Source organism: Allokutzneria oryzae, from assembly GCF_042429765.1.
Classification (GTDB): Bacteria; Actinomycetota; Actinomycetes; order Mycobacteriales; family Pseudonocardiaceae; genus Allokutzneria; species Allokutzneria oryzae.
Genome location: NZ_JBHLZU010000002.1, coordinates 336296 through 354367 on the forward strand (window position 1 = coordinate 336296; position 18072 = coordinate 354367).

At 72.1% G+C, this 18072-nt stretch carries 20 protein-coding genes; 6 read left to right on the forward strand and 14 right to left on the reverse strand.

The annotated features are described in order from the left end of the window. Positions 1-2 precede the first annotated feature (2 nt). The 3 genes from ACFFQA_RS01940 to ACFFQA_RS01950 all read left to right on the forward strand — a co-directional run bounded on the left by ACFFQA_RS01940 (position 3) and on the right by ACFFQA_RS01950 (position 1858). The gene (locus ACFFQA_RS01940; protein WP_377849766.1) at positions 3-866 is read left to right on the forward strand and encodes a MaoC/PaaZ C-terminal domain-containing protein; all 864 of its coding nucleotides are present in this window, start codon (positions 3-5) and stop codon (positions 864-866) included. A 69-nt stretch (positions 867-935) separates the two neighbouring features. Further along, entirely contained in the window at positions 936-1394 is a 459-nt protein-coding gene (locus tag ACFFQA_RS01945; RefSeq protein WP_377849767.1) for a septal ring lytic transglycosylase RlpA family protein, read from the forward strand. Positions 1395-1477: 83 nt separating this feature from the next. Further along, positions 1478-1858 carry a hypothetical protein gene (locus tag ACFFQA_RS01950; protein ID WP_377849768.1) on the forward strand — a complete coding sequence of 127 codons (381 nt, stop codon included), beginning with the start codon at positions 1478-1480 and terminating at the stop codon, positions 1856-1858. Between the two features lie 113 nt (positions 1859-1971). Here the strand turns inward: ACFFQA_RS01950 and ACFFQA_RS01955 are convergent, their stop codons facing one another. The 5 genes from ACFFQA_RS01955 to ACFFQA_RS01975 all read right to left on the reverse strand — a co-directional run bounded on the left by ACFFQA_RS01955 (position 1972) and on the right by ACFFQA_RS01975 (position 7089). Then, positions 1972-2886, reverse strand: a complete 915-nt coding sequence (locus tag ACFFQA_RS01955; RefSeq protein ID WP_377849769.1) for a bifunctional helix-turn-helix transcriptional regulator/GNAT family N-acetyltransferase — start codon at positions 2884-2886, stop codon at positions 1972-1974. Positions 2887-2929: 43 nt separating this feature from the next. Then, positions 2930-4072 (reverse strand): sensor histidine kinase, encoded by a 1143-nt coding sequence (locus tag ACFFQA_RS01960; protein ID WP_377849770.1) that lies wholly within the window; start codon positions 4070-4072, stop codon positions 2930-2932. 220 nt (positions 4073-4292) lie between these two features. After that, complete coding sequence (locus ACFFQA_RS01965) at positions 4293-5318, reverse strand: PucR family transcriptional regulator (protein ID WP_377849771.1); 1026 nt, start codon at positions 5316-5318, stop codon at positions 4293-4295. Positions 5319-5403: 85 nt separating this feature from the next. After that, positions 5404-6726, reverse strand: a complete 1323-nt coding sequence (locus tag ACFFQA_RS01970; RefSeq protein ID WP_377849772.1) for an MFS transporter — start codon at positions 6724-6726, stop codon at positions 5404-5406. 60 nt (positions 6727-6786) lie between these two features. Beyond that, positions 6787-7089: a hypothetical protein gene (locus ACFFQA_RS01975; RefSeq protein WP_377849773.1), complete on the reverse strand. Its 303-nt coding sequence runs from the start codon at positions 7087-7089 to the stop codon at positions 6787-6789. Positions 7090-7292: 203 nt separating this feature from the next. Between ACFFQA_RS01975 and ACFFQA_RS01980 the strand changes: the two genes are divergently transcribed. After that, positions 7293-7472 carry a hypothetical protein gene (locus ACFFQA_RS01980; protein WP_377849774.1) on the forward strand — a complete coding sequence of 60 codons (180 nt, stop codon included), beginning with the start codon at positions 7293-7295 and terminating at the stop codon, positions 7470-7472. Positions 7473-7476: 4 nt separating this feature from the next. Here ACFFQA_RS01980 and ACFFQA_RS01985 read toward each other — a convergent pair whose 3' ends face one another. Next, the gene (locus ACFFQA_RS01985; protein ID WP_377849775.1) at positions 7477-8664 is read right to left on the reverse strand and encodes a hypothetical protein; all 1188 of its coding nucleotides are present in this window, start codon (positions 8662-8664) and stop codon (positions 7477-7479) included. A gap of 348 nt (positions 8665-9012) precedes the next feature. Beyond that, complete coding sequence (locus tag ACFFQA_RS01990; protein WP_377849776.1) at positions 9013-9753, reverse strand: hypothetical protein; 741 nt, start codon at positions 9751-9753, stop codon at positions 9013-9015. Between the two features lie 255 nt (positions 9754-10008). Here ACFFQA_RS01990 and ACFFQA_RS01995 point away from each other — a divergent pair, with 255 nt between their 5' ends. Both ACFFQA_RS01995 and ACFFQA_RS02000 read left to right on the forward strand, forming a co-directional pair. Beyond that, positions 10009-12363: an ATP-binding protein gene (locus tag ACFFQA_RS01995; protein WP_377849777.1), complete on the forward strand. Its 2355-nt coding sequence runs from the start codon at positions 10009-10011 to the stop codon at positions 12361-12363. A 106-nt stretch (positions 12364-12469) separates the two neighbouring features. Further along, on the forward strand, positions 12470-12913 hold the full coding sequence (locus ACFFQA_RS02000; RefSeq protein ID WP_377849778.1) for a hypothetical protein: 444 nt from the start codon (positions 12470-12472) through the stop codon (positions 12911-12913). Here the strand turns inward: ACFFQA_RS02000 and ACFFQA_RS02005 are convergent. The 7 genes from ACFFQA_RS02005 to ACFFQA_RS02035 form a co-directional block, all read right to left on the reverse strand. After that, a complete protein-coding gene (locus tag ACFFQA_RS02005) occupies positions 12910-13623 on the reverse strand; it encodes an urease accessory protein UreD (protein ID WP_377849779.1) in 714 nt (237 codons plus the stop codon). The two genes, ACFFQA_RS02000 and ACFFQA_RS02005, sit on opposite strands and share 4 nt — an antisense overlap. After that, positions 13620-14300, reverse strand: coding sequence for an urease accessory protein UreG (gene ureG, locus ACFFQA_RS02010; RefSeq protein ID WP_377849780.1), 681 nt, complete (start codon positions 14298-14300; stop codon positions 13620-13622). Before ureG ends, ACFFQA_RS02005 begins: the two co-directional genes overlap by 4 nt. Continuing rightward, positions 14290-15012, reverse strand: a complete 723-nt coding sequence (locus ACFFQA_RS02015; RefSeq protein ID WP_377849781.1) for an urease accessory protein UreF — start codon at positions 15010-15012, stop codon at positions 14290-14292. The genes ureG and ACFFQA_RS02015 overlap by 11 nt, the downstream gene beginning before the upstream one ends. Before the next feature lie 64 nt (positions 15013-15076). After that, a complete protein-coding gene (locus ACFFQA_RS02020; protein ID WP_377849782.1) occupies positions 15077-16798 on the reverse strand; it encodes an urease subunit alpha in 1722 nt (573 codons plus the stop codon). Continuing rightward, entirely contained in the window at positions 16795-17121 is a 327-nt protein-coding gene (locus ACFFQA_RS02025; RefSeq protein WP_377849783.1) for an urease subunit beta, read from the reverse strand. Before ACFFQA_RS02025 ends, ACFFQA_RS02020 begins: the two co-directional genes overlap by 4 nt. Beyond that, positions 17118-17420, reverse strand: coding sequence for an urease subunit gamma (locus tag ACFFQA_RS02030; protein ID WP_377849784.1), 303 nt, complete (start codon positions 17418-17420; stop codon positions 17118-17120). Before ACFFQA_RS02030 ends, ACFFQA_RS02025 begins: the two co-directional genes overlap by 4 nt. A 75-nt stretch (positions 17421-17495) precedes the next feature. Continuing rightward, a partial coding sequence (locus ACFFQA_RS02035) for a LuxR C-terminal-related transcriptional regulator (protein ID WP_377849785.1) occupies positions 17496-18072 on the reverse strand: 577 nt, incomplete at its 5' end.

Consider the following 18072-nt stretch of genomic DNA (forward strand, 5'->3'; position numbering starts at 1 on the left):
CCGTGGCGATCTTCCAGGGCCTCGTCGGTCAGACCGCCGGCCCGTTGCGGCGTTCGTGGACGGAGTCCGACGCGATGCTCTACGCGCTCGGGGTCGGTGCGGGCCAACAAGATCCGATGCGCGAGCTGGCGTGGACGACGAACAACACCGAGGGCGTCGTGCAGCAGGTGCTGCCGACGTTCGGCATCGTGCTCGCCCAGTTCGGAGCCTTCGACGAGCAGCTCGGCGACTACGACCCCGCCCTGTTGCTGCACGGTGAGCAGGAGATCGTTGTGCACCGACCAGTTCCGGTGCGCGGGTCGATCTCGGTGCTGCGCACGGTGACCGACGTGTTCGACAAGGGCTCCGGCGCGCTGGTGGTCAGCCGCTGGGACGCGGTCGACGAGGAGTCCGGAAAGCCTTTGGCGTCAACGACATCGTCGGTCTTCGTGCGCGGTGAGGGTGGCTTCGGCGGCGCACGCGGGCCGTCGGTGTCCTGGGAGCCGCCCGCGCGCCCGCCGGACGCGGAGCCGCGCTTCACCACGGCGGTGGACCAAGCCCTGTTGTACCGGCTGACCGGGGACCACAACCCGTTGCACACCGATCCGGTGTTCGCCGCGCGCGGCGGCTTCGACCGGCCGATCCTGCACGGCCTGTGCACGTACGGGATCACCTGCCGGTTGCTGGTCAACGAGTTCTGCGGCGGTGACGCGAACCTGGTGCGCCGGATGTCCGGCCGGTTCTCCGCGCCCGTGTGGCCGGGGGAGGAGCTGGTGGTGTCGGCGTGGCTCACCGCGCCCGGCGAGGTGGCGTTCCGGACCGCCAACGCCGACGGTTCGGTGGTGCTCGACCGGGGCGCCTTCGGTTTCGCCCGGCCGAGTGGGTGATCTTCTACCGGACGGTGCCGCCTGCCTAGCATCGGCTCCGACCCTCGGAACCGATCAAGGAGACTGTTGGTGCGAACGGCTGCCCTGCTCACCGCGGTGTTGATGGTGTTCGGACTCGCCGCCCCGGCGTCGGCGTCCGAGCCCCCGGCCACGACCGAGCCCCCGGCGGTGACCGAGCCTCCGGTGACTGGGCTTCCGGTGACTGGGCCTCCGGTGACCGAGCCGAAGCCCGAGCAGTGCACGGCGACCTGGTACGGCAAGCCGGGAGCGACCACGCCGGTCTACACCGCCAGCGGGGAGCTGCTGGACCCGGCCGCGATGACGGCGGCCCACGCGACGCTGCCCTTCGACACCCAGGTCAAGGTCACCCACCGCCGCACGGGCTTGTCGGTGGTGGTCCGCATCAACGACCGCTTCGCCGCCCAGACGGATCGCTGCGTGAACCTCACCAGCGGCGCTTTCGAGAAGATCTCCCCGCTGTCCATGGGCGTCGCCCCGGTGGACGTCTCCGTCACCGTCCTTCCTTAGCACTACCGCCAAAGTTCGGATAAGACCGCGATACCCGAGGTGGCTAACGTCGGCCGTTCTTCTGATCAGTGATGGGGGAACGAATGCGCAAGACAGTTTTGGCCGGTATCGCGGTCGCGACGATGTTCGCCAGTGCGGGAGTCGCCTCCGCCTTGCCGCCGTTGAACCTCACCCCGCACCACGGGGCGTCGGTCACCGACGGCACCTGGGGCTACGTCCGAGGTCCCGTCGACGCCATCAAGGCCGACGGCAACCTCGTGGTGACCGAGCCGGGCTGCTTCTACGTCAAGCTCATCCAGGGCTGGGCGATCGGTACCAGGCACTCCAACAAGCAGTGCGGACCGGGAACCGTCAAGTTCCACGTGGAGACGGGTTCGCTCTCGGTCTCCGCCCAGGCGAGCATCTGCCGGGACAACGACGACGACTGCGGCCCCTCGGTCGTCATCGGCCATCCCGTGGAATAGCCCCACCCCACCCACCGTTCGCGTTGTGGCGACTCAGCGCGCATTGGGAACGCTCTCTTTCGCGCTGAGTCGCCACAACGCGAGAAACGGGTGTCCGACCGGGGTGAGGGCGCTCAGTCCCAGGTCAGCTGCCAGTTCTGGCCGTTCAGGTCGGCCCCGAAGCTGTGGTGCGGCGCCTCGTCCACCAGCGCGAACCCGTTTCGCTGGTAGATCCGCCGCGCCGCGCTGAGCACGTCGTTGGTCCACAGCGTCATCCGCCTGTACCCGGCCGACTTGGCGAAGCGCACGCACTCCTCGACGAGCCGCCCGCCGACGCCCATCCCGCGCGCGCTCGGCTCCACCAGCAGGATGCGCAGCTTCGCCGTCTGCTCGTCCTCGCGCATGCAGAAGACGCAGCCCACGCGCTCGCCGTCCACCTCGGCGATCCACCCCGCCTCGCGTGCGGGGTCGTGGTCCTCGGCGAAGTCCGCCACGATCCGCGCCACGAGCGCTTCGAAGGTCGCGTCCCAGCCGTACTCCCGCGCGTAGAGCTCGCCGTGCCGCTGCACCACCCAGCCGTAGTCGCCGACGCGCGGCGGCCGCAGGACCAGCGTCCGGTCCTTCGGCTCGTCGCCGAGCAGCCGCCGGATGGTGTCCATCGCCCCGACCAGGCGTCCGCGTTCCTCCTCGGTGAGCCGGTCGAGCAGCGCTGCCACCTGCGCCGAGGAGGCGTCGTCCAGCTCGCGCTGCGCGTTCCTGCCGTGCTCGGTCAGGCCGATCACCTGGCGGCGGGCGTCCACAGTGGACCTCGACCGCGTCGTGAGCCCGTCGGCGTCGAAGCGGGTCAGCATCCTGCTGAGGTACCCGGCATCGACGTCGAGTCGTTTGCGCAGGTCAGCGACCTCGGTGGAATCGCGCTGCGCCAGCTCGAAGAGCACCCGCGCCTCGGTCAGGGAGTACTGGCTGTCGTGCAGGCCGTCGCGCAGCGCCCCCACGGAGTTGGTGTAGAAGCGCGAGAAGGCGCGCACGGCCGCGACCTGGGTATCCATTGACCACCTCAACTATATCGTTGACGCAGTCAAAGGTATCTCGTCAGGTGTTGCAGGGGAAGCGCGCCCGCACCTCGAAGCCCCCGCCGGTGCGCGGACCGGCGAGGAAGCTGCCGCCCGCCGCCTCCACCCTGGCGCGCATGCCGGTGAGGCCACGGCCGGGCGGCTTGGACCGCTGCACCGCGCCGCGGCCGCGGTCGGCCACCTCGACGACGATCTCGTCGGCCTCCCGGCAGACCCGCACCTTCGCGCTGGTCGGCCCGGCGTGCCGCAGCACGTTGGTCAGCGACTCCTGCACCACGCGGTAGACGGCAGCGTCCACGTCCTCGGGCAGCTCGACGCCGCGCAGGCTCACCTCGTGCTCCACGAGCATCCCGCCGGCGCGCACCCTCGACATGAGCGCGGGCAGTCCCCGCAGTCCGGTGGCCGCGGGGCAGTCGGTGTCCCTGGCGTGGATGGTGTCCAGCGCCGAACGCAGCTCGGCCAGCGCCTGCGTGCTGGTCAGCCGGATCGCCTCCAGCGCCGCCTTCGTCTGGTCCGGCCGCGCGTCCAGCGCGACCTGCGCCGCCCCTGCCTGCATCGCCACCACCGCGAAGCCGTGCCCGGCGACGTCGTGCACCTCGCGGGCGATCCGCATGCGCTCCTCCAGCGCGGCCTTGGCCATCAGGGCGTGCCGCATCCGGTCCGACGCGGCCTGCCTGACCTGGGCGAGCCTGCCCAGCAGCCACGGAACGACGAACCAGCCGGTCCACGCGATGACCATCAGCACGGGCTGGCGGAAGTCCGTCATCAGCCTGGGGGCCGCGAAGGCGACCCCGGCCGCCGCCGCGGCGCCGCAGGCGAGGCTGGAGGCCGCGGCCGACCGGCGCAGGGCGACCTCGAACATCGCCAGCACCATGCACAGGTGGATCGGGCCGTAGGGGTTGCCGAGCAGCGTGTAGACGCCGACCGCCACCACGGTGACCGCCAGCGCGGCCATCGGGGCGCGCCTGCGCCAGGCCAGCGCCGCCGAGCTGACGATCGCGAGGGCGTAGCCCCACGCGTCGGGCGGCCGCGCGTTGTCCAGCAGCTCGCCGATCAGCGTCGATCCCGAAATCACCAGTACCGCGAGCACCACCGCGTAGCGGCAGTCCGCCCCGTTGGGCAGCCAGCCGCTCGCCCCGTCGTTGTCGCGCCGGGTCACCACGCTCAGCAGCCTAGACGTACCAGCCGGTAACGTACACAGCTGTCCGTTTTTCGAACGTGGTCCTGTTCTTTTCGGCGGCATCGCACCACTCCGCCCGGCGGTATAGCGCTGGCAACGTGACCTGGGACTATGGCAATTACCGATGATAAGTTCGGCTTTGTGTCCCCGGCAGGTCCATTAGCGGGCTAATTGAGTTTTTCACACTTACACAGAAGGACATTCACATCAGGTCGAGCAACCGCAGCGCGAGTTCGACCTCCAGTGCCCTTCCGGGTTCCTGCCAGCCGGGACCGAGCAGCGAGCCGATCCGCTCCATCCGCTGGGCCACCGTGTTGACGTGCACGTTGAGCAGGTCCTTCGCCCTGGTCGGGCTGCGTCCGGCGGCGAAGTACGCGCGCAGGGTCGGCACCAGCCTCGTCCCCCTGCGGGCGTCGTGGTCCAGCAACGGCCCGAGCGTCGCCCGCACGAACACCTTGGGCTCCGGCCGGTCGGCGAGCACCAGCCCGACGAACCCCAGCTGCTCCGCGCTCGCGCCCCGCCCGGTCCCGCCGAGCGCGAGCAGCGCGGTCAGGCACCGCCGCGCCTCCGCGTGGGCGTGCGCGACGCTCTCGCGCGCGGGCGCCGCCCCGGCGGTCACCGGCCTGCGCAGCTCGGCGCCGAGCGTGTGCGCGCACCGGTTGGCGTGGTCGGCGGCGTCGGCTCCGGGCAGCAGCAGCACGACGTGCCCGTCGTGCTCCACCGCGAGCCCGCCGTGGGCACCCGCGAAGCGCGCCGCGGCCGGGGCGAGCCGGGCGGCCCCGGTCACCACCACGACGCAGTGCGGCGAGTCGAGGTCGACGCCGAGCCGCCGCGCCCGGTCCCGCACCTCGTCGCGCCCGGCGAGGATGTCGGTGAGCAGCTCCCCGCGCGCCTTCTCCTCGGCGGCCGACGCGCTCGACCGGATCAGCAGCACGAGCGCGGTGACCGCGGCGGCGTGCTCCAGGATCCGCCGCCCGGAGTCGTCGAGACCCGCGTGGTTCAGCACGAGCTCGCCCAGCCGCCGCCCGCGCGCGCGGGCCGCCGCCCTGATCGTGTCGGCCCGTCCGCGCCGGGTCCCCGCCCGCGCCAGCTCCCGCCCCTCCTCGTCGGTGACCACCACGGCGCCGCCGAGCACGTCGGCCACGATCCGGGCCAGCTCGCCGACGCCTCCGCCCCCCACGGCCACGGAGATCAGCCGGTCCTGGACCTCAGCGATCCCTTCTCCCACACCGGCCGATCCTCCTCCGGCCGGCCGGGCCCGGGAAACCCCAGAGTGGAGCCAACACCGGCCACCCGAACGGAGGGTCGCCCGGTCATCCCGCCGCGGGGAGGCGGCCGGAGTCCGCGCCGGTGTCCGAGCGCAGGTCCCGGTGGCGGGTCTCCGGCGACACGGCCACCGCGACCACGCTGACCACCGCCGTCCCCGCCAGGTACAGCGCGATCGGCAGCCAGCTCGCGTACGCGGTGAGCAGCGCCGTGGCGATGATCGGCGCCAGCGAGCCCGCGAAGATCGACGCCAGCTGGTAGCCGATGGAGGCGCCGGAGTAGCGGACCCGGGTGCCGAACATCTCCGAGAAGTACGCCGCCTGCGGGCCGTACATCGCGCCGTGGAGGACCAGCCCGACGGTGACCGCCAGCGTGATCGCGCCGAAGGAGCGCAGGTCCAGCAGCGCGAAGAAGGCGAAGGCCCACAGCCCGGTGCCCGCCGCGCCGAGCAGGTAGACCGGCCGCCGCCCCACCCGGTCGGAGGCCGCGCCCCACAACGGGATCACCACGAAGTGCACCGCCGAGGCGATCAGCACGGCGTTCAGCGCGACGCCGCGGTCGAGCTCCAGGTGCTGCTCCACGTAGACCAGCACGAAAGCGGTGATCAGGTAGTAGCCCGCGTTCTCCGCGAAGCGGGCGCCCATCGCGATCAGGATCTCCTTGCGGTAGCGCGAGAACAGCACCGCGACGGGCGGGCGCTCCTCGGCGTCGCCGACCTCGCGAGCCGCCTCGACGAAGACCGGCGACTCCGCGACGGAGAGCCGGACCCACAGCCCGATCAGCACGAGCACCCCGGAGAGCAGGAACGGCACCCGCCAGCCCCAGGACAGGAAGTCGGCGTCGCTCTGCGTCGCCGACAGGATCGCCATCGCACCCGACGCGAGCAGGTTGCCGCCCGGAACGCCCGCCTGCGGCCACGACGCCCAGAAGCCGCGGTGCCGGTCGGAGCCGTGCTCGGAGACGATCAGGACCGCGCCGCCCCACTCACCGCCGACCGCGAAGCCCTGGACCAGCCGCAGCAGCGTCAGCAGGACCGGCGCCGCCGCGCCGATCGTGGCGTAGGTGGGCAGCAGCCCCATCGCGAAGGTCGCGACCCCCATCATCAGCAGACTGGCGACCAGCAGCTTCTTCCGCCCGAGCCGGTCGCCGAAATGGCCGAACACCAGCCCGCCCAGCGGCCGGGCCAGGAAGCCGATCGCGTAGGTCACGAAGGCCAGCAGGGTGCCGACCAGCGGATCGGAGTCCGGGAAGAACAGCTTGTTGAACACCAGCGCCGCCGCGGTGCCGTAGATGTAGAAGTCGTACCACTCCACGGTGGTCCCGGCGAGGCTCGCGCCGACGACCTTGAGCGTGGTGGACCTGGTGGCCATGGCCCCTCCCCGGTGTCCCCGACGACCCTGAGATCATCGAAGGTAGGGGTGATCCGGGTCTCAGCCCATGTGCTCCAGTCCCACACTCCGTCGGCGGACCCTGTGCCCTCCGACCACGCCGATGCGGCCGTTCGCCCTATTCAGGTCCACTGTGGACAGGGGAAGACCTCGGACGGGGCGGGCGCGGTGCCGCCCGCCGGGCCGCAGGGCCAACCGGGCGAACGGACAGCGGGAGCGGATCTCGCGGACGGCCCTGCGGCAGCGCCTGCGGGCCCGCAGCTGCCGCCAGGACGGGCTGTCCCACGCGGAGACGAACAGCATCGACAGGACGGTGAACAGGAACGGGGCGATGAGGTCAGACACGGCGGGGCTCCCACCTGGTGGCATCGGACCGGCCATCGGACGCGGACATGTGCGTCACCTCCGGTGGTGGAGACACCGCGCTCCGTGTCCGATGACGCGGGCAAACGCCCAGTCACCGGATCAGGGTGACGTGACCCCCTTTGCACTAACCGGGCAGACACGGTACGCACGCTCAGACGGACGCAATCGGCGGATGGGGTGGGATGGACTCGACCGACGGAGGCCGGCGCCCTCGGCGTTCCGCCTCCCTCGACGTGCGGGTCCGCGGCCGCCAGGTGCTGCTCACCACCTCGCTGGGCACCGTGCTGGTGCTGGACCAGGAGACCGCGCGTCAGCTGATCACCGTGCTGACCACCGCGGTGGAGCTCACCGACCTCCCGTGAGCCCTCAGCCGAGGTCCAGCGGGATGCCGATCACCTGGCGGTTGCCCGGATGCTCGGTCAGCGTCCACAGCCGCTTCGCCGCCGCCTGGTACGACAGGTCCTCCGGGCCGGGTGGCAGGTGCGAGGTGCTGCTGGCCGCGTTGAGCTTGGAGCGGTAGAGCACACCCGCCGTTGTCGAGTTCCGGCTGCTGCTGAGCATGAAGGTGTTCTTGTGCGCCAACCCGCCCTGGAGCTTCGGGTGCGCGCTGCGGTAGGCCGCGGCCGCGGTCTCCTCGGCGAGCTTGTTCTCCGCGTTCAGGCTCCACCTGGTCAGCCGCGATCCGCCCTTGCCGTCGTAGTAGTACTCGCCCGCGATCAGCGACGGCGTCGTGGTGCTGCGGTCGAGTCCGACGAAGGAGAAGCACAACGGCGCGGTGACCGCGGGCGCGACGGAGCAGCTGCCGGTGCCGTTCTGGGTGTAGCCGCCCACCTGGGGCAGCACGTAGCGGTAGTCGAAGGCGTAGTACTTGCCGTCGGACCCCTTGCCGATCTTGGTCTTGCCCGGGTCGGCCTCGGTGCGCCAGAGGTGCCGCAGGTCGAACACGCGGAACCCGCGCTTGGTGTCGGCGACGTAGAGGTAGTCGCCCACCCAGGCGATGCCACCCGCGTGGATCTTCACGGCGGCGAAGGTGTCCGTCGTGGTCGGCTCGACCAGCAGCACGTGCCGATAGGTGGGCTTGCCGGGGTTGTCGTGGTTGACGAAGGAGATCCGCACGCCCTTGGTGCCGCCCCCGTTGTCGCTGTGCCAGCTGACCAGCATCGCCTTGTGCCCGGCGTAGCTCCCGGTCGCCGAGGCGTCCCAGCTGCCGGTGACGCCCTGCGGGTACCACTGCTTGTCGTCGGTGTCCCCGCCGGTCTGCCAGCAGAACCCGGTCGCCCCGCTGATCCCCGTGGAGCGGCACAGCGGCCGTGCCGTGCGGTTGCCGTCGGTGAGCACGTCGGCGAAGGACGCCTTGCGCAGCTTGCCGTCCAGCGCGGTGACCCGCGGCGCGTACTTCGCGAAGCTGCCGCCCTCGGTGAGCTTGTACGGCGTGCGCGAGATCTGGGTCAGCTCGGACGCGGCGGCGGTGGCCGGGACGCCCGATCCCGCCGCGAGCAGCGCGGCCGCGACCAGTGCCGTGCCGAAGAAGGAGGGGGTGAACCTGTGGCGCATCGGAACCTCCAGGACCTGGGAGGCCGATGTCTAACAAGTGTCCACGAGGTGTCGGGGTAGTTCGTAAAAGATTCTTACGTCATGCGACTGTTCGGACGCGGTCGAAACGTCGAACGGTGTAGCGGTGGGATCTCCTCGGGTTATTGGAGATCCCACCGCCTTCCCCCAGGTGACGTTCCCCCAGTCACCGCGTCCGCCCCCGTCGGGCGTCCGATGGGTCCAACCCTGCCCCGTGGGGCGGGTCCCAGCCAGGGTGCTGGGACGCCGTGGGACGGAAGTGGGTTCTGACCTGCGGTTCGATCGGGCGAACCGGTCCGGCGCCGGGATGGCCCCTGTCGGGGTCCGCGCTCAGCTGAACCGGACCCAGCCGCCCAGGTTCTCGTCATCCGTCCCGAGCAGCATGCGGTCGCAGGAAGGCGTCAGGCAGGTCATCGCCTCGATTTTCCGGTCCGGGTAGCGCGCGATTTCCCTGTTGTCCTGGACCGGCTTCAGGGCCACGGCACCGTTGTCCACGGAGAGATCGGCGGCGGGGTAGACGGCGGAGTCGAACGGCCCGTCGTCGCCGGAGTCGGTGGCGGCCGACGCGAGAACCCTTCCGGAATCGGTGACCACGATATCCGAGATGTGCCGGACGTCCTTTTTCGGATACGGCGCGCGAATCGTCGCCGAGGTGATCGGCCCGAATTCCATCCGGCCGAGGTCCACCTCCGCGGCGATGAGCCTGCCCGGACGCGAGTCCTGGCCCCGGTTCGCCCACACCGCCACCGTGCGCCCCTTGACCACGGTCAGCGCGAAGCCCTCGTAGTTGTCCTTGTCCTGGACAGCGGGCACGGTGAAGGTCCGCAGCACGACCACCCGGTCACCGGCCAGCACGACGCGCATGCCCTTGCCGGAACTGGACAGCGCGACGAACTGGCCGGGGCGGCCTGGCACCGCGGCGATCGACTCCAGGTCGACCGGAACGGGGCCATGCCACGTCAGCGGCCGCACGCGGGAGACGGTTCCGCCGGTGAAGGACACCAGGGCCGCGCGGTTCTGCCGCGCCTCCTTGTTGTCCCTGACGATCAGGAAGTCGCCGTTTCCGGTCAAGGCCGAACCGCTGACCCCGGACGTGATTCCGGCCCCGACGGGCTGCCATTGATCGGCGGCCTCGGCCGCCGGAGAAAAGGCAAAAGCGGCGAAAACGGACAAGGTGCAGGCTAATCCTCGGATCACGATTCACACGGTAAACCGGAGAACCGTTTTCCCGGTCCTTTTGGTGTCTCCGTCACAGTGCGGGAACCCATCCCGGCTGTCGCCCGCCCCGCCCGGGGCACGATGATTGACCTCTCGGGAGGGAGAGGCTTGGCCGGGACTGACGCGGTAGCCGAGTTCGCCACCACGCTGCGCGAGCTCAAGGAGCGCTCGGGCAGGAGCTTCGAGGCACTGGCCCGCAGAACCGGGGCGAGCCGGTCCACCCTGCACAGGTACTGCGCGGGCACGATCGTGCCACCGGACTTCCGCCTGGTGCACCAGCTGGCCGTGGCCTGCGGCGCGGGCCGCCGCGAGCTGGCCAGGCTGCGCCGCCTCTGGGAGTTCGCCGAGGCGGCCACCGCCGAGCCCGCCGCCCCGCGGGGTGCGGACGGCTGGCGGCCGCGCAACGAGCTGCCCAGGGACATCGGCGACTTCACCGGCCGCGACGCCGAGCTCGACGCGCTGGTGACCGCCGTCGAAGGAGCCGACGGGCGGACGGTCCTGGTGCACGTGATCGACGGGATGGGTGGCGTCGGCAAGACCTCGCTCGTCATCCGGTGCGCGCACCGCCTCGCGCGGCACTACCCGGACGGCCAGCTCTTCGTGGACCTGCACGCGCACACCACCGGCCATCCGCCGCTGACACCGGCCGCCGCGCTGGAGGCGCTGCTGCGCGCCGTTGACGTGCCGGGGGAGCGCATCCCGCCGACCGTCGAGCAGCGCGCCGCGCTGTGGCGCTCGACGGTCGCTGGGCGGCGGGTGCTACTGGTGCTGGACAACGCGGCCGACGCGGCGCACGTGCGCCCGCTGATCCCCGGCGACCCCGGCTGCCTGACCCTGGTCACCAGCCGCAGGCGGCTGACCGAGCTGGACGCGGCGAGCGCGCTCGCGCTCGACGTGCTCCGCGAGGACGAGGCGGTCGGCCTGTTCACCCGGATCGCCGGGCCCGAGCGCTGCGCGCGGGCGGGCCCGGACGCGGTGCGGGAGAGCGTGCGGCTGTGCGGCTACCTGCCCCTGGCCATCAGGATCGCCGCCGCCCGGCTCCGCGACCGTCCGGTGTGGACGGTGGAGCACCTCAACCAGCGGCTCGGCCAGCACGCGCGCAGGCTGACCGAGCTCAACGCCGTGTTCGCCCTGTCCCACCAGTACCTGAGCGAGGACCAGCGGCGGATGTTCCTGCTGCTCGGCCTGCACCCAGGAGCGGACATCGACGTGCACGCCGCCGCCGCGCTCGCCGGGACCGACCCGCTGGCCGCGGAGGATCTGCTGGAGTCGCTGGTGGACGTGCACCTGGTGCAGCAGCGCGAGCCCGGCCGCTATAGCCTGCACGACCTGCTCCGCGAGCACGCCGGTGCCACCGCCTCCGCCGAGGAGGAGCCCGCCGAGCTGGGCCGGGCGCTGGGGCGGCTGTGGGACCACTACCTCGCCGCCGCGACCCGGGCGAGCAGGGCCTACGAGCAGGCCACCCCGGCGGGCGAGCCCGACGCGCGGCTGCCGGAGTTCGCCGACCACGCCGAGGCCAGGCGGTGGCTGGAGGCCGAGCGCGCCAACCTGGTCGCGGTCGTCGAGCACGGCCCCGACACCCACGCGTGGCGGATCTCGCTGGTGCTGTGGCAGTTCTTCCTCACCCGCGGGTACAGCCAGGACTGGCAGCGCACCCACGAGGCCGCGCTCGCCGCGACCGGCAGGCTCGGCGACCTCGACGCCAGGGCGGAGATCCTGAAGAACCTGGGGATGCTGAACTGGCGGCTCGGCAGGAGCGAGGAGGCGATCGGCCAGCTGCGCGAGGCGCTGGAACGCGACCTCGCCACCGGCAACGAGCGCTTCGAGGCCAGGACCCGCGGCCGGCTCGGCCTGATCCACGACTGGCAGGGCGACCACGAGGAGGCGGTGCGCAACTTCCTCCGCTCCGACGAGCTCTACCGGAAGTTGGGCGTGGACGCCGGTCGGGCGCCGTCGATCGTCGGCCTCGGCAGCGCCTACCGGCAGCTCGGCGAGAACGCGCTGGCGCGCAAGGAGCTCGACCGCGCGCTGGCGCTGAGCGAGGCCCTCGGCGACCTGTGGTCGCAGAGCCTCGCGCTGACCAACCTCGGCCTGCTCGACAGCCAGGAGGGCGACGACGACCTGGCGCGGGCCCGGTTCGAACGGGCGCTGGGGCTCAGCGAGCGCCTCGGTGACCGGTGGTCGTGGGGCCTCGCGGTGAGCTCGCTCGGCGCGATGCACCGCAGGCTCGGCAACTACGACGAGGCGCTGCGCTACCAGCGGCGCGCGCTGGAGAACGCGACCCACACCGGCGACCGCTGGGCGATGGGCCTGGCCCACATCGGCCTCGGCAAGATCAAGCACCTGCTCGGCGACCGGGAGCGGGCGCGCGAGCACCTGGGCGAGGCCGTGGCGCTGGCCGAGGAGCTGGGCAACGGCAAGCTCGCCGACGAGGCGCGGTCGGCGCGGGACACCTTCGGCTGATCACACCTTCGATCGAACAGGGCCGCGCGCGCCCTGCCGGGTCCGGCGGGCGTGCCTACTGTCGCCAGCGGGGGGACTCCGCCGCACCCGACGAAGGGAACCGGCCATGAAGCGCCCGTTCGCCGCCGCGCTCTGCACCTCGGTCGCACTCTGTCTCGCCGCTCCGTTAGCCGCGGCGGCACCGCCCGCGCCGATGCCCAAGGGGGACATCAACGCGGCGGTGAAAGCGGTCGGCGTGAGCTTCGACGCCGCCTGCGCGCAGAAGAAGGGCGTGCGGTTCGTGCTCGCGGGCACCGACATCATCGCCAAGCAGGCCAAGAAGATGCCGGACCCGGTGAAGAAGCTGGTCACCGCCGTCTGGCACGAGCTCTACAAGTTCCCCGACCCGTGCGCCGCGGACTCGCGGGCGGCGATGTCGACGTTCGTCGCCGAGCGCTACGGGGCCGAGCGCAGGACCATCGACGGCTACTACGTCGCGCACCAGGAGGCCTGCGACAAGGCGGCCTGGACGATCGTGGAGAAGCTGAAAGAGCTGCTCACCAAGATCTAACCGGTGGGAGTCAGCTCGGTGAGGGCGTGCTCGACCTCGACCGCGTCCTCACCGAGCACCGTCACCAGCGCGGCCCCGGACAGCGCGTGCACGGCGGCCCGGTGTCCGATCACCCGGGATTCCGTTGTCAGGCCAGGGGAAACGACCAGCGCGGTGCCCAGAACCGTCGCACCGCCGATGATCGCGGGTGACCGGTAGAGGAGTGGATCGACGAGCGTCGTGGTCGTCCGCAGCACCGGGCGCCCGGCGCGCGTGACGTTCCAGCGCTGCACCATCCTCCCCGGTTCCTCGCCGTGCCGTCCGAGCACGACCAGGTCCCGCCACACCAGTCGCGCGTCGTGCGTGAGCTGCGCGCTGGCGTTGTTGTGCACCAGGCTTCCGCGCGCGAGCACTGTCGGTTCCTGGTGCAACACAGCGCTTCCGGCGAGGTTAAGTCCAATATGGACAGTTGAGGGTCCTCCGCTGGCGTGCGGCAGGGCGATCTGCGCGCCGGTCGACCGCAGTTCCAGCGCGGCGTCGGGGCCGACGTCGATGTCCAGCCGCAGCTCGTCACCACCGAGTGGGGCGGCGGCGGTGCCGACCAGGTGCACCCGTGCCGTCTCGCCCGCGGTTCCCGTGCGGCGCAAGGTCAACGGCGGGGCCGACCGCATCGTGGTGAGCACGCTGCGGTCGCCCCGCCTTCGGACCACGAGGGCGGCGTGCGCCCTCATGCGAGTTCGTCGAGCTGCTTCAGCACCCAGTCGGTGACCTCCGTGGCCGCGGGGTCCTCGGCCAGCGAGGTGAACAGCACCGGCAGCCCTCGGCGCACCGCCTCCGCGTCGGCGGCCATCACCGAGAGGTCGGCCCCGACCAGCGGGGCGAGATCGGTCTTGTTGATCACGAGCAGGTCGGCGAGGGTGACCCCGGGACCGCCCTTGCGCGGCACCTTGTCGCCGCCGGCCACGTCCACCACGAAGATCTGCCGGTCCACCAGGCCCTTGCTGAAGGTGGCGGTGAGGTTGTCCCCGCCGCTCTCCACCAGCACGAGGTCGAACGCGCCGTGCCGGGCCTCCAGGTCCTCGATCGCGTCGAGGTTCGCGGTGATGTCGTCGCGGATCGCGGTGTGCGGGCAGCACCCGGTCCTCACCGCGCTGATCCGGTCGTCGGCGAGAACGGCGTTGCGGCGCAAGAACTCCGCGTCCTCGGTGGTGTAGATGTCGTTGGTCACCACGCCGAGGTTCACCCGTTCGCGCAGCGTCCGGCACAGCGCGGCCACGAGCGCGGTCTTGCCGGAGCCGACCGGCCCGCCGATGCCGATGCGCGGGCTGGCCCCGAGGCGGTGGTCATGCCCGTGCGCGTGCGGGTCGGGCCCGAAGTCGTGCGGTCCGTCGCCATGGTTACGAGACAAAGAGCTGTCCTTCCTCGTGGTGGTGGTGCGCCTCGGCGAGCACGTCCAGCAGCGGGGCGCAGTCGTCGGGCAGCTCGCCCCGTCGCGCCGCCGCGCGTGCCACATCGTCCACAATGGACGCGATCTCGGTGAGCACGCGGTGCACGGCGAAGGGGTCGAGCGCGAGCAGCCGCAGCGCCGCCGAGGCGGGAGCGGTGACCGACGCGAGCGCGATCGCGGTCGCCGCCTCCTCCGGCGCGGCTCCGCTGACCGCGGCGAGTGCGCCGAACGCGATCGGGTGATGCGGACGAGGCCCCAGTTCCGCCGCCACACCGGGATAAGCCCGCACCAGCCCACGTCCCTGCTGCCGTGACGCGGCACGCTGTGCGGCGGAGGGTGTGCGCGCGTCGAACTCCTCGTCGAGCAACTCCCAGACGGCGTGTTGGCCGTCCAGGGGCCGCGTCACCCGCCCACCCGACTCGCCCTGTGGGGCGTCCGCGCTCTCGACCGGGCTCCAGCCCATCCCGGCGGCCAGCCGCGCCGCCTCGGCGGCAAACGCGGCGGCGACCCGGCCGGAGGTGGCGAGTCGGCCGACCAGGAACGCGCGCAGCGACCCCACATCGGTGACCAGCCCGGCCCGCCAAGCCGCCTCGACCCCACCGGAGTGCACGTGCCCACCGGCGGGAACCCGCGAGTCGGCCAGCAGCAACAACCCCGCGTTCACCACTCGCACCCCACCTCCCCTCGGCGCTCCGTCACGCGGTTCGCCGGTGTCGCGCCGTCGTCCCTGGCATGGCTCAAAAGAGGAAGTAGCGCTGTGCGAGGGGGAGGGTGGCGGCGGGTGCTGGCTCCACGACCGCGCCGTCGATGCGGACCGTGAAGGTGTCCGGATCGACCTCGATGCGGGGGAGGGCGTCGTTGTTCGGCAGGTCCGACTTCGTGCGGGACCGGGTGTTGGCCACCGGGACCAGGCGCCGCCGCACCGGCAGGCGGGACTCCAGGCCCGCCGACAGCGCCGCCGGGGCCACGAAGTGCACCGAGATGTCCGCCGCGTTCGCCTGCTCCGCTCCCCACATCGGCCGGGCCAGCACCGGCTGCGGGGTGGGGATCGAGGCGCCGGGGTCGCCCATCGCCGCCCAGGCGATCACCCCGCCCTTCACCACCACGTGCGGGCGGACGCCGAAGAACGCCGGGTCCCACAGGACCAGGTCGGCCAGCTTGCCCGGCTCCACCGAGCCGACCTCGGCGTCCAGGCCGTGCGCCACCGCCGGGCAGATCGTGTACTTGGCGACGTAGCGCATGGCGCGGTGGTTGTCGGCCCGGCCATCACCCGGCAGGGCGCCGCGGCGGGCCTTGTTCACGTGCGCCGTCTGCCAGGTGCGGATGACCGACTCGCCGATCCGGCCCATCGCCTGGGAGTCCGAGCTGATGATCGAGATCGCGCCCAGGTCGTGCAGCACGTCCTCCGCGGCCATCGTGCTCGGCCGCATCCGGGACTCGGCGAAGGCGAGGTCCTCCGGGATCGACGGGTCGAGGTGGTGGCACACCATCAGCATGTCCAGGTGCTCGTCCAGGGTGTTCACCGTGAACGGCCTGGTCGGGTTCGTCGACGAGGGCAGCACGTGCGGCTCGCACGCCATCCGGATCACGTCCGGCGCGTGGCCGCCGCCCGCCCCCTCGGTGTGGTAGGCGTGGATGCCCCTGCCCGCGATCGCGTCCACTGTGGACTCAAGGAAGCCCGCCTCGTTCAGGGTGTCGGTGTGGATCGCCACCTGCACCCCGGCCTCGTCGCACACGCGCAGGCACGCGTCGATCGCCGCGGGCGTCGTGCCCCAGTCCTCGTGCAGCTTGAAGCCGCTCGCACCGGCGCGCAGCTGCTCCCACATCGCCTCGGCCGAGACCGTGTTCCCCTTGCCCAGCAAGGCGACGTTGACCGGGTAGCCGTCCAGCGCGACCAGCATCCGCTCGATGTTCCAGCCGCCGGGCGTGACCGTGGTCGCCCTGGTGCCCTCCGCGGGACCCGTCCCGCCGCCGACGATCGTGGTGATGCCGCTGGCGAGCGCCTCGGGGATCTGTTGCGGGCAGATCAGGTGCACGTGCGCGTCGACCGCGCCCGCGGTCAGGATCATCCCGTTGCCGGAGAGGACCTCCGTGGACGGGCCGATCACCAGGTCCGGGTGCACGCCGTCCATCGTGTCGGGGTTGCCCGCCTTGCCCAGTGCCACGATCCGCCCGTCCCGCACACCGACGTCGGCCTTGACGATCCCCCAGTGGTCCAGCACCACGGCGCCGGTGACCACCAGGTCGGGGGCGCCCTCGGCGCGGGTCACCGCGGCCTGGCCCATCGACTCGCGGATCACCTTGCCGCCGCCGAAGATCGCCTCGTCACCGGCCCGGCCCGGTCCGCCGCACAGGTCCTCGGTGACCTCGATGAGCAGGTTGGTGTCGGCGAGCCGGACCCGGTCACCGGTCGTCGGCCCGTAGAGCCTGGCGTAGTCCGCGCGGCTGATCCGGCTCACGTGTCCCCCTCCAGAGCGGGAAGGTCCCCGGCCAGCTCGGGGCGCAGCCCCGGCACCGTGCGGCGGCCGAGTAGCGGCACCAGGGTGACCTCGCGCGCCACTCCCGGCTCGAAGCGGACCGAGGTTCCCGCGGGCACGTCCAGGCGCATGCCGGTGGCGGCATCACGGTCGAAGGACAGCGCGGGGTTGGCCGCGACCAGGTGGTAGTGCGAGCCGACCTGGATCGGCCGGTCACCGGTGTTGACGACGCGCAGCGTCAGCCGGGGGCGGCCCGCGTTGAGCTCGATGTCGCCGTCCTCCGGGAGGACCTCGCCCGGGATCACGGGATCGGCTCGTGGATCGTGACCAGCTTCGTCCCGTCCGGGAACGTCGCCTCCACCTGGACCGAGTGCAGCATCTCCGGCACCCCCTCCTGCACGTCGTCGCGGCCGAGCACCCGGCGGCCGGAGTCCATCAGCTCCGCGACCGTTCGGCCGTCGCGGGCGCTCTCCAGCACGAACGCGGTGATCACGGCCACCGCCTCCGGGTAGTTCAGCCGGAGTCCGCGGGCGCGGCGCCGGTGCGCCAGGTCCGCGGCGACGTGGACGAGCAGCTTCTCCTGCTCACGGGGAGAGAGGTGCATCAGTCGAACCTAGGGCCGGACCGGGTCGCCGCCAACGGTTCGCGGCGCCGGTTCACCCAGGTGAAACAAACGGCATCACACGGGTGGCAGAACGCCTCGGGACAGCGCGGTGACCACCGCGGCCGTCCGGTCCTTGACTCCGAGCTTCTCGAAGGCCCGCAGCAGATGGGTCTTGACGGTCGCCTCGCCGATGCCGAGCTGCCTCGCCATGTCCGAATTGGACAGTCCCCGCGACACCGACCCCAGCACCTCGGCCTCGCGCGCCGTCAGCGCCGGTGGAGCCGGCCGCCGCACCCGGGTGACCAGGCGCGCGGCGACCGGCGGCTTCGGCGAGCTGCGCGCGCGGGGTGTCCTTGAGCAGGTACCGGTAGCGCCCGCCTCGATCGCGCGCAGGATGTCGCCGTCGCTGTCAGAGGTGGTCAGCACGAGGACCCTCGCCGAACCGGCCTCGGTGATCCGCGCGGTCGCCGCGACGCCGTCGGTGCCCGGCATCCGCAGGTCCATCAGCACCACGTCCGGCCACAGCAGCCCGGACAGCCGCACCGCCTCCGCACCCGACTGGCGCCCCCATCCGGCGCCCGCACCCGGCGCCGCACCCGGCGCCCCCGCCCCATCCGGCGCCCGCACCCGACTGGCGCCGCACCCGACTGGC

Coding starts and splice junctions, on each gene's coding strand:
- ACFFQA_RS01955 (WP_377849769.1), bottom strand. CDS start 2,886: ATGGATACCCAGGTCGCGGCCGTGCGCGCCTTCTCGCGCTTCTACACC.
- ACFFQA_RS01980 (WP_377849774.1), top strand. CDS start 7,293: ATGGACTCGACCGACGGAGGCCGGCGCCCTCGGCGTTCCGCCTCCCTC.
- ACFFQA_RS02000 (WP_377849778.1), top strand. CDS start 12,470: ATGAAGCGCCCGTTCGCCGCCGCGCTCTGCACCTCGGTCGCACTCTGT.
- ACFFQA_RS02005 (WP_377849779.1), bottom strand. CDS start 13,623: ATGAGGGCGCACGCCGCCCTCGTGGTCCGAAGGCGGGGCGACCGCAGC.
- ACFFQA_RS01950 (WP_377849768.1), top strand. CDS start 1,478: ATGCGCAAGACAGTTTTGGCCGGTATCGCGGTCGCGACGATGTTCGCC.
- ACFFQA_RS01985 (WP_377849775.1), bottom strand. CDS start 8,664: ATGCGCCACAGGTTCACCCCCTCCTTCTTCGGCACGGCACTGGTCGCG.
- ACFFQA_RS01970 (WP_377849772.1), bottom strand. CDS start 6,726: ATGGCCACCAGGTCCACCACGCTCAAGGTCGTCGGCGCGAGCCTCGCC.
- ACFFQA_RS02030 (WP_377849784.1), bottom strand. CDS start 17,420: ATGCACCTCTCTCCCCGTGAGCAGGAGAAGCTGCTCGTCCACGTCGCC.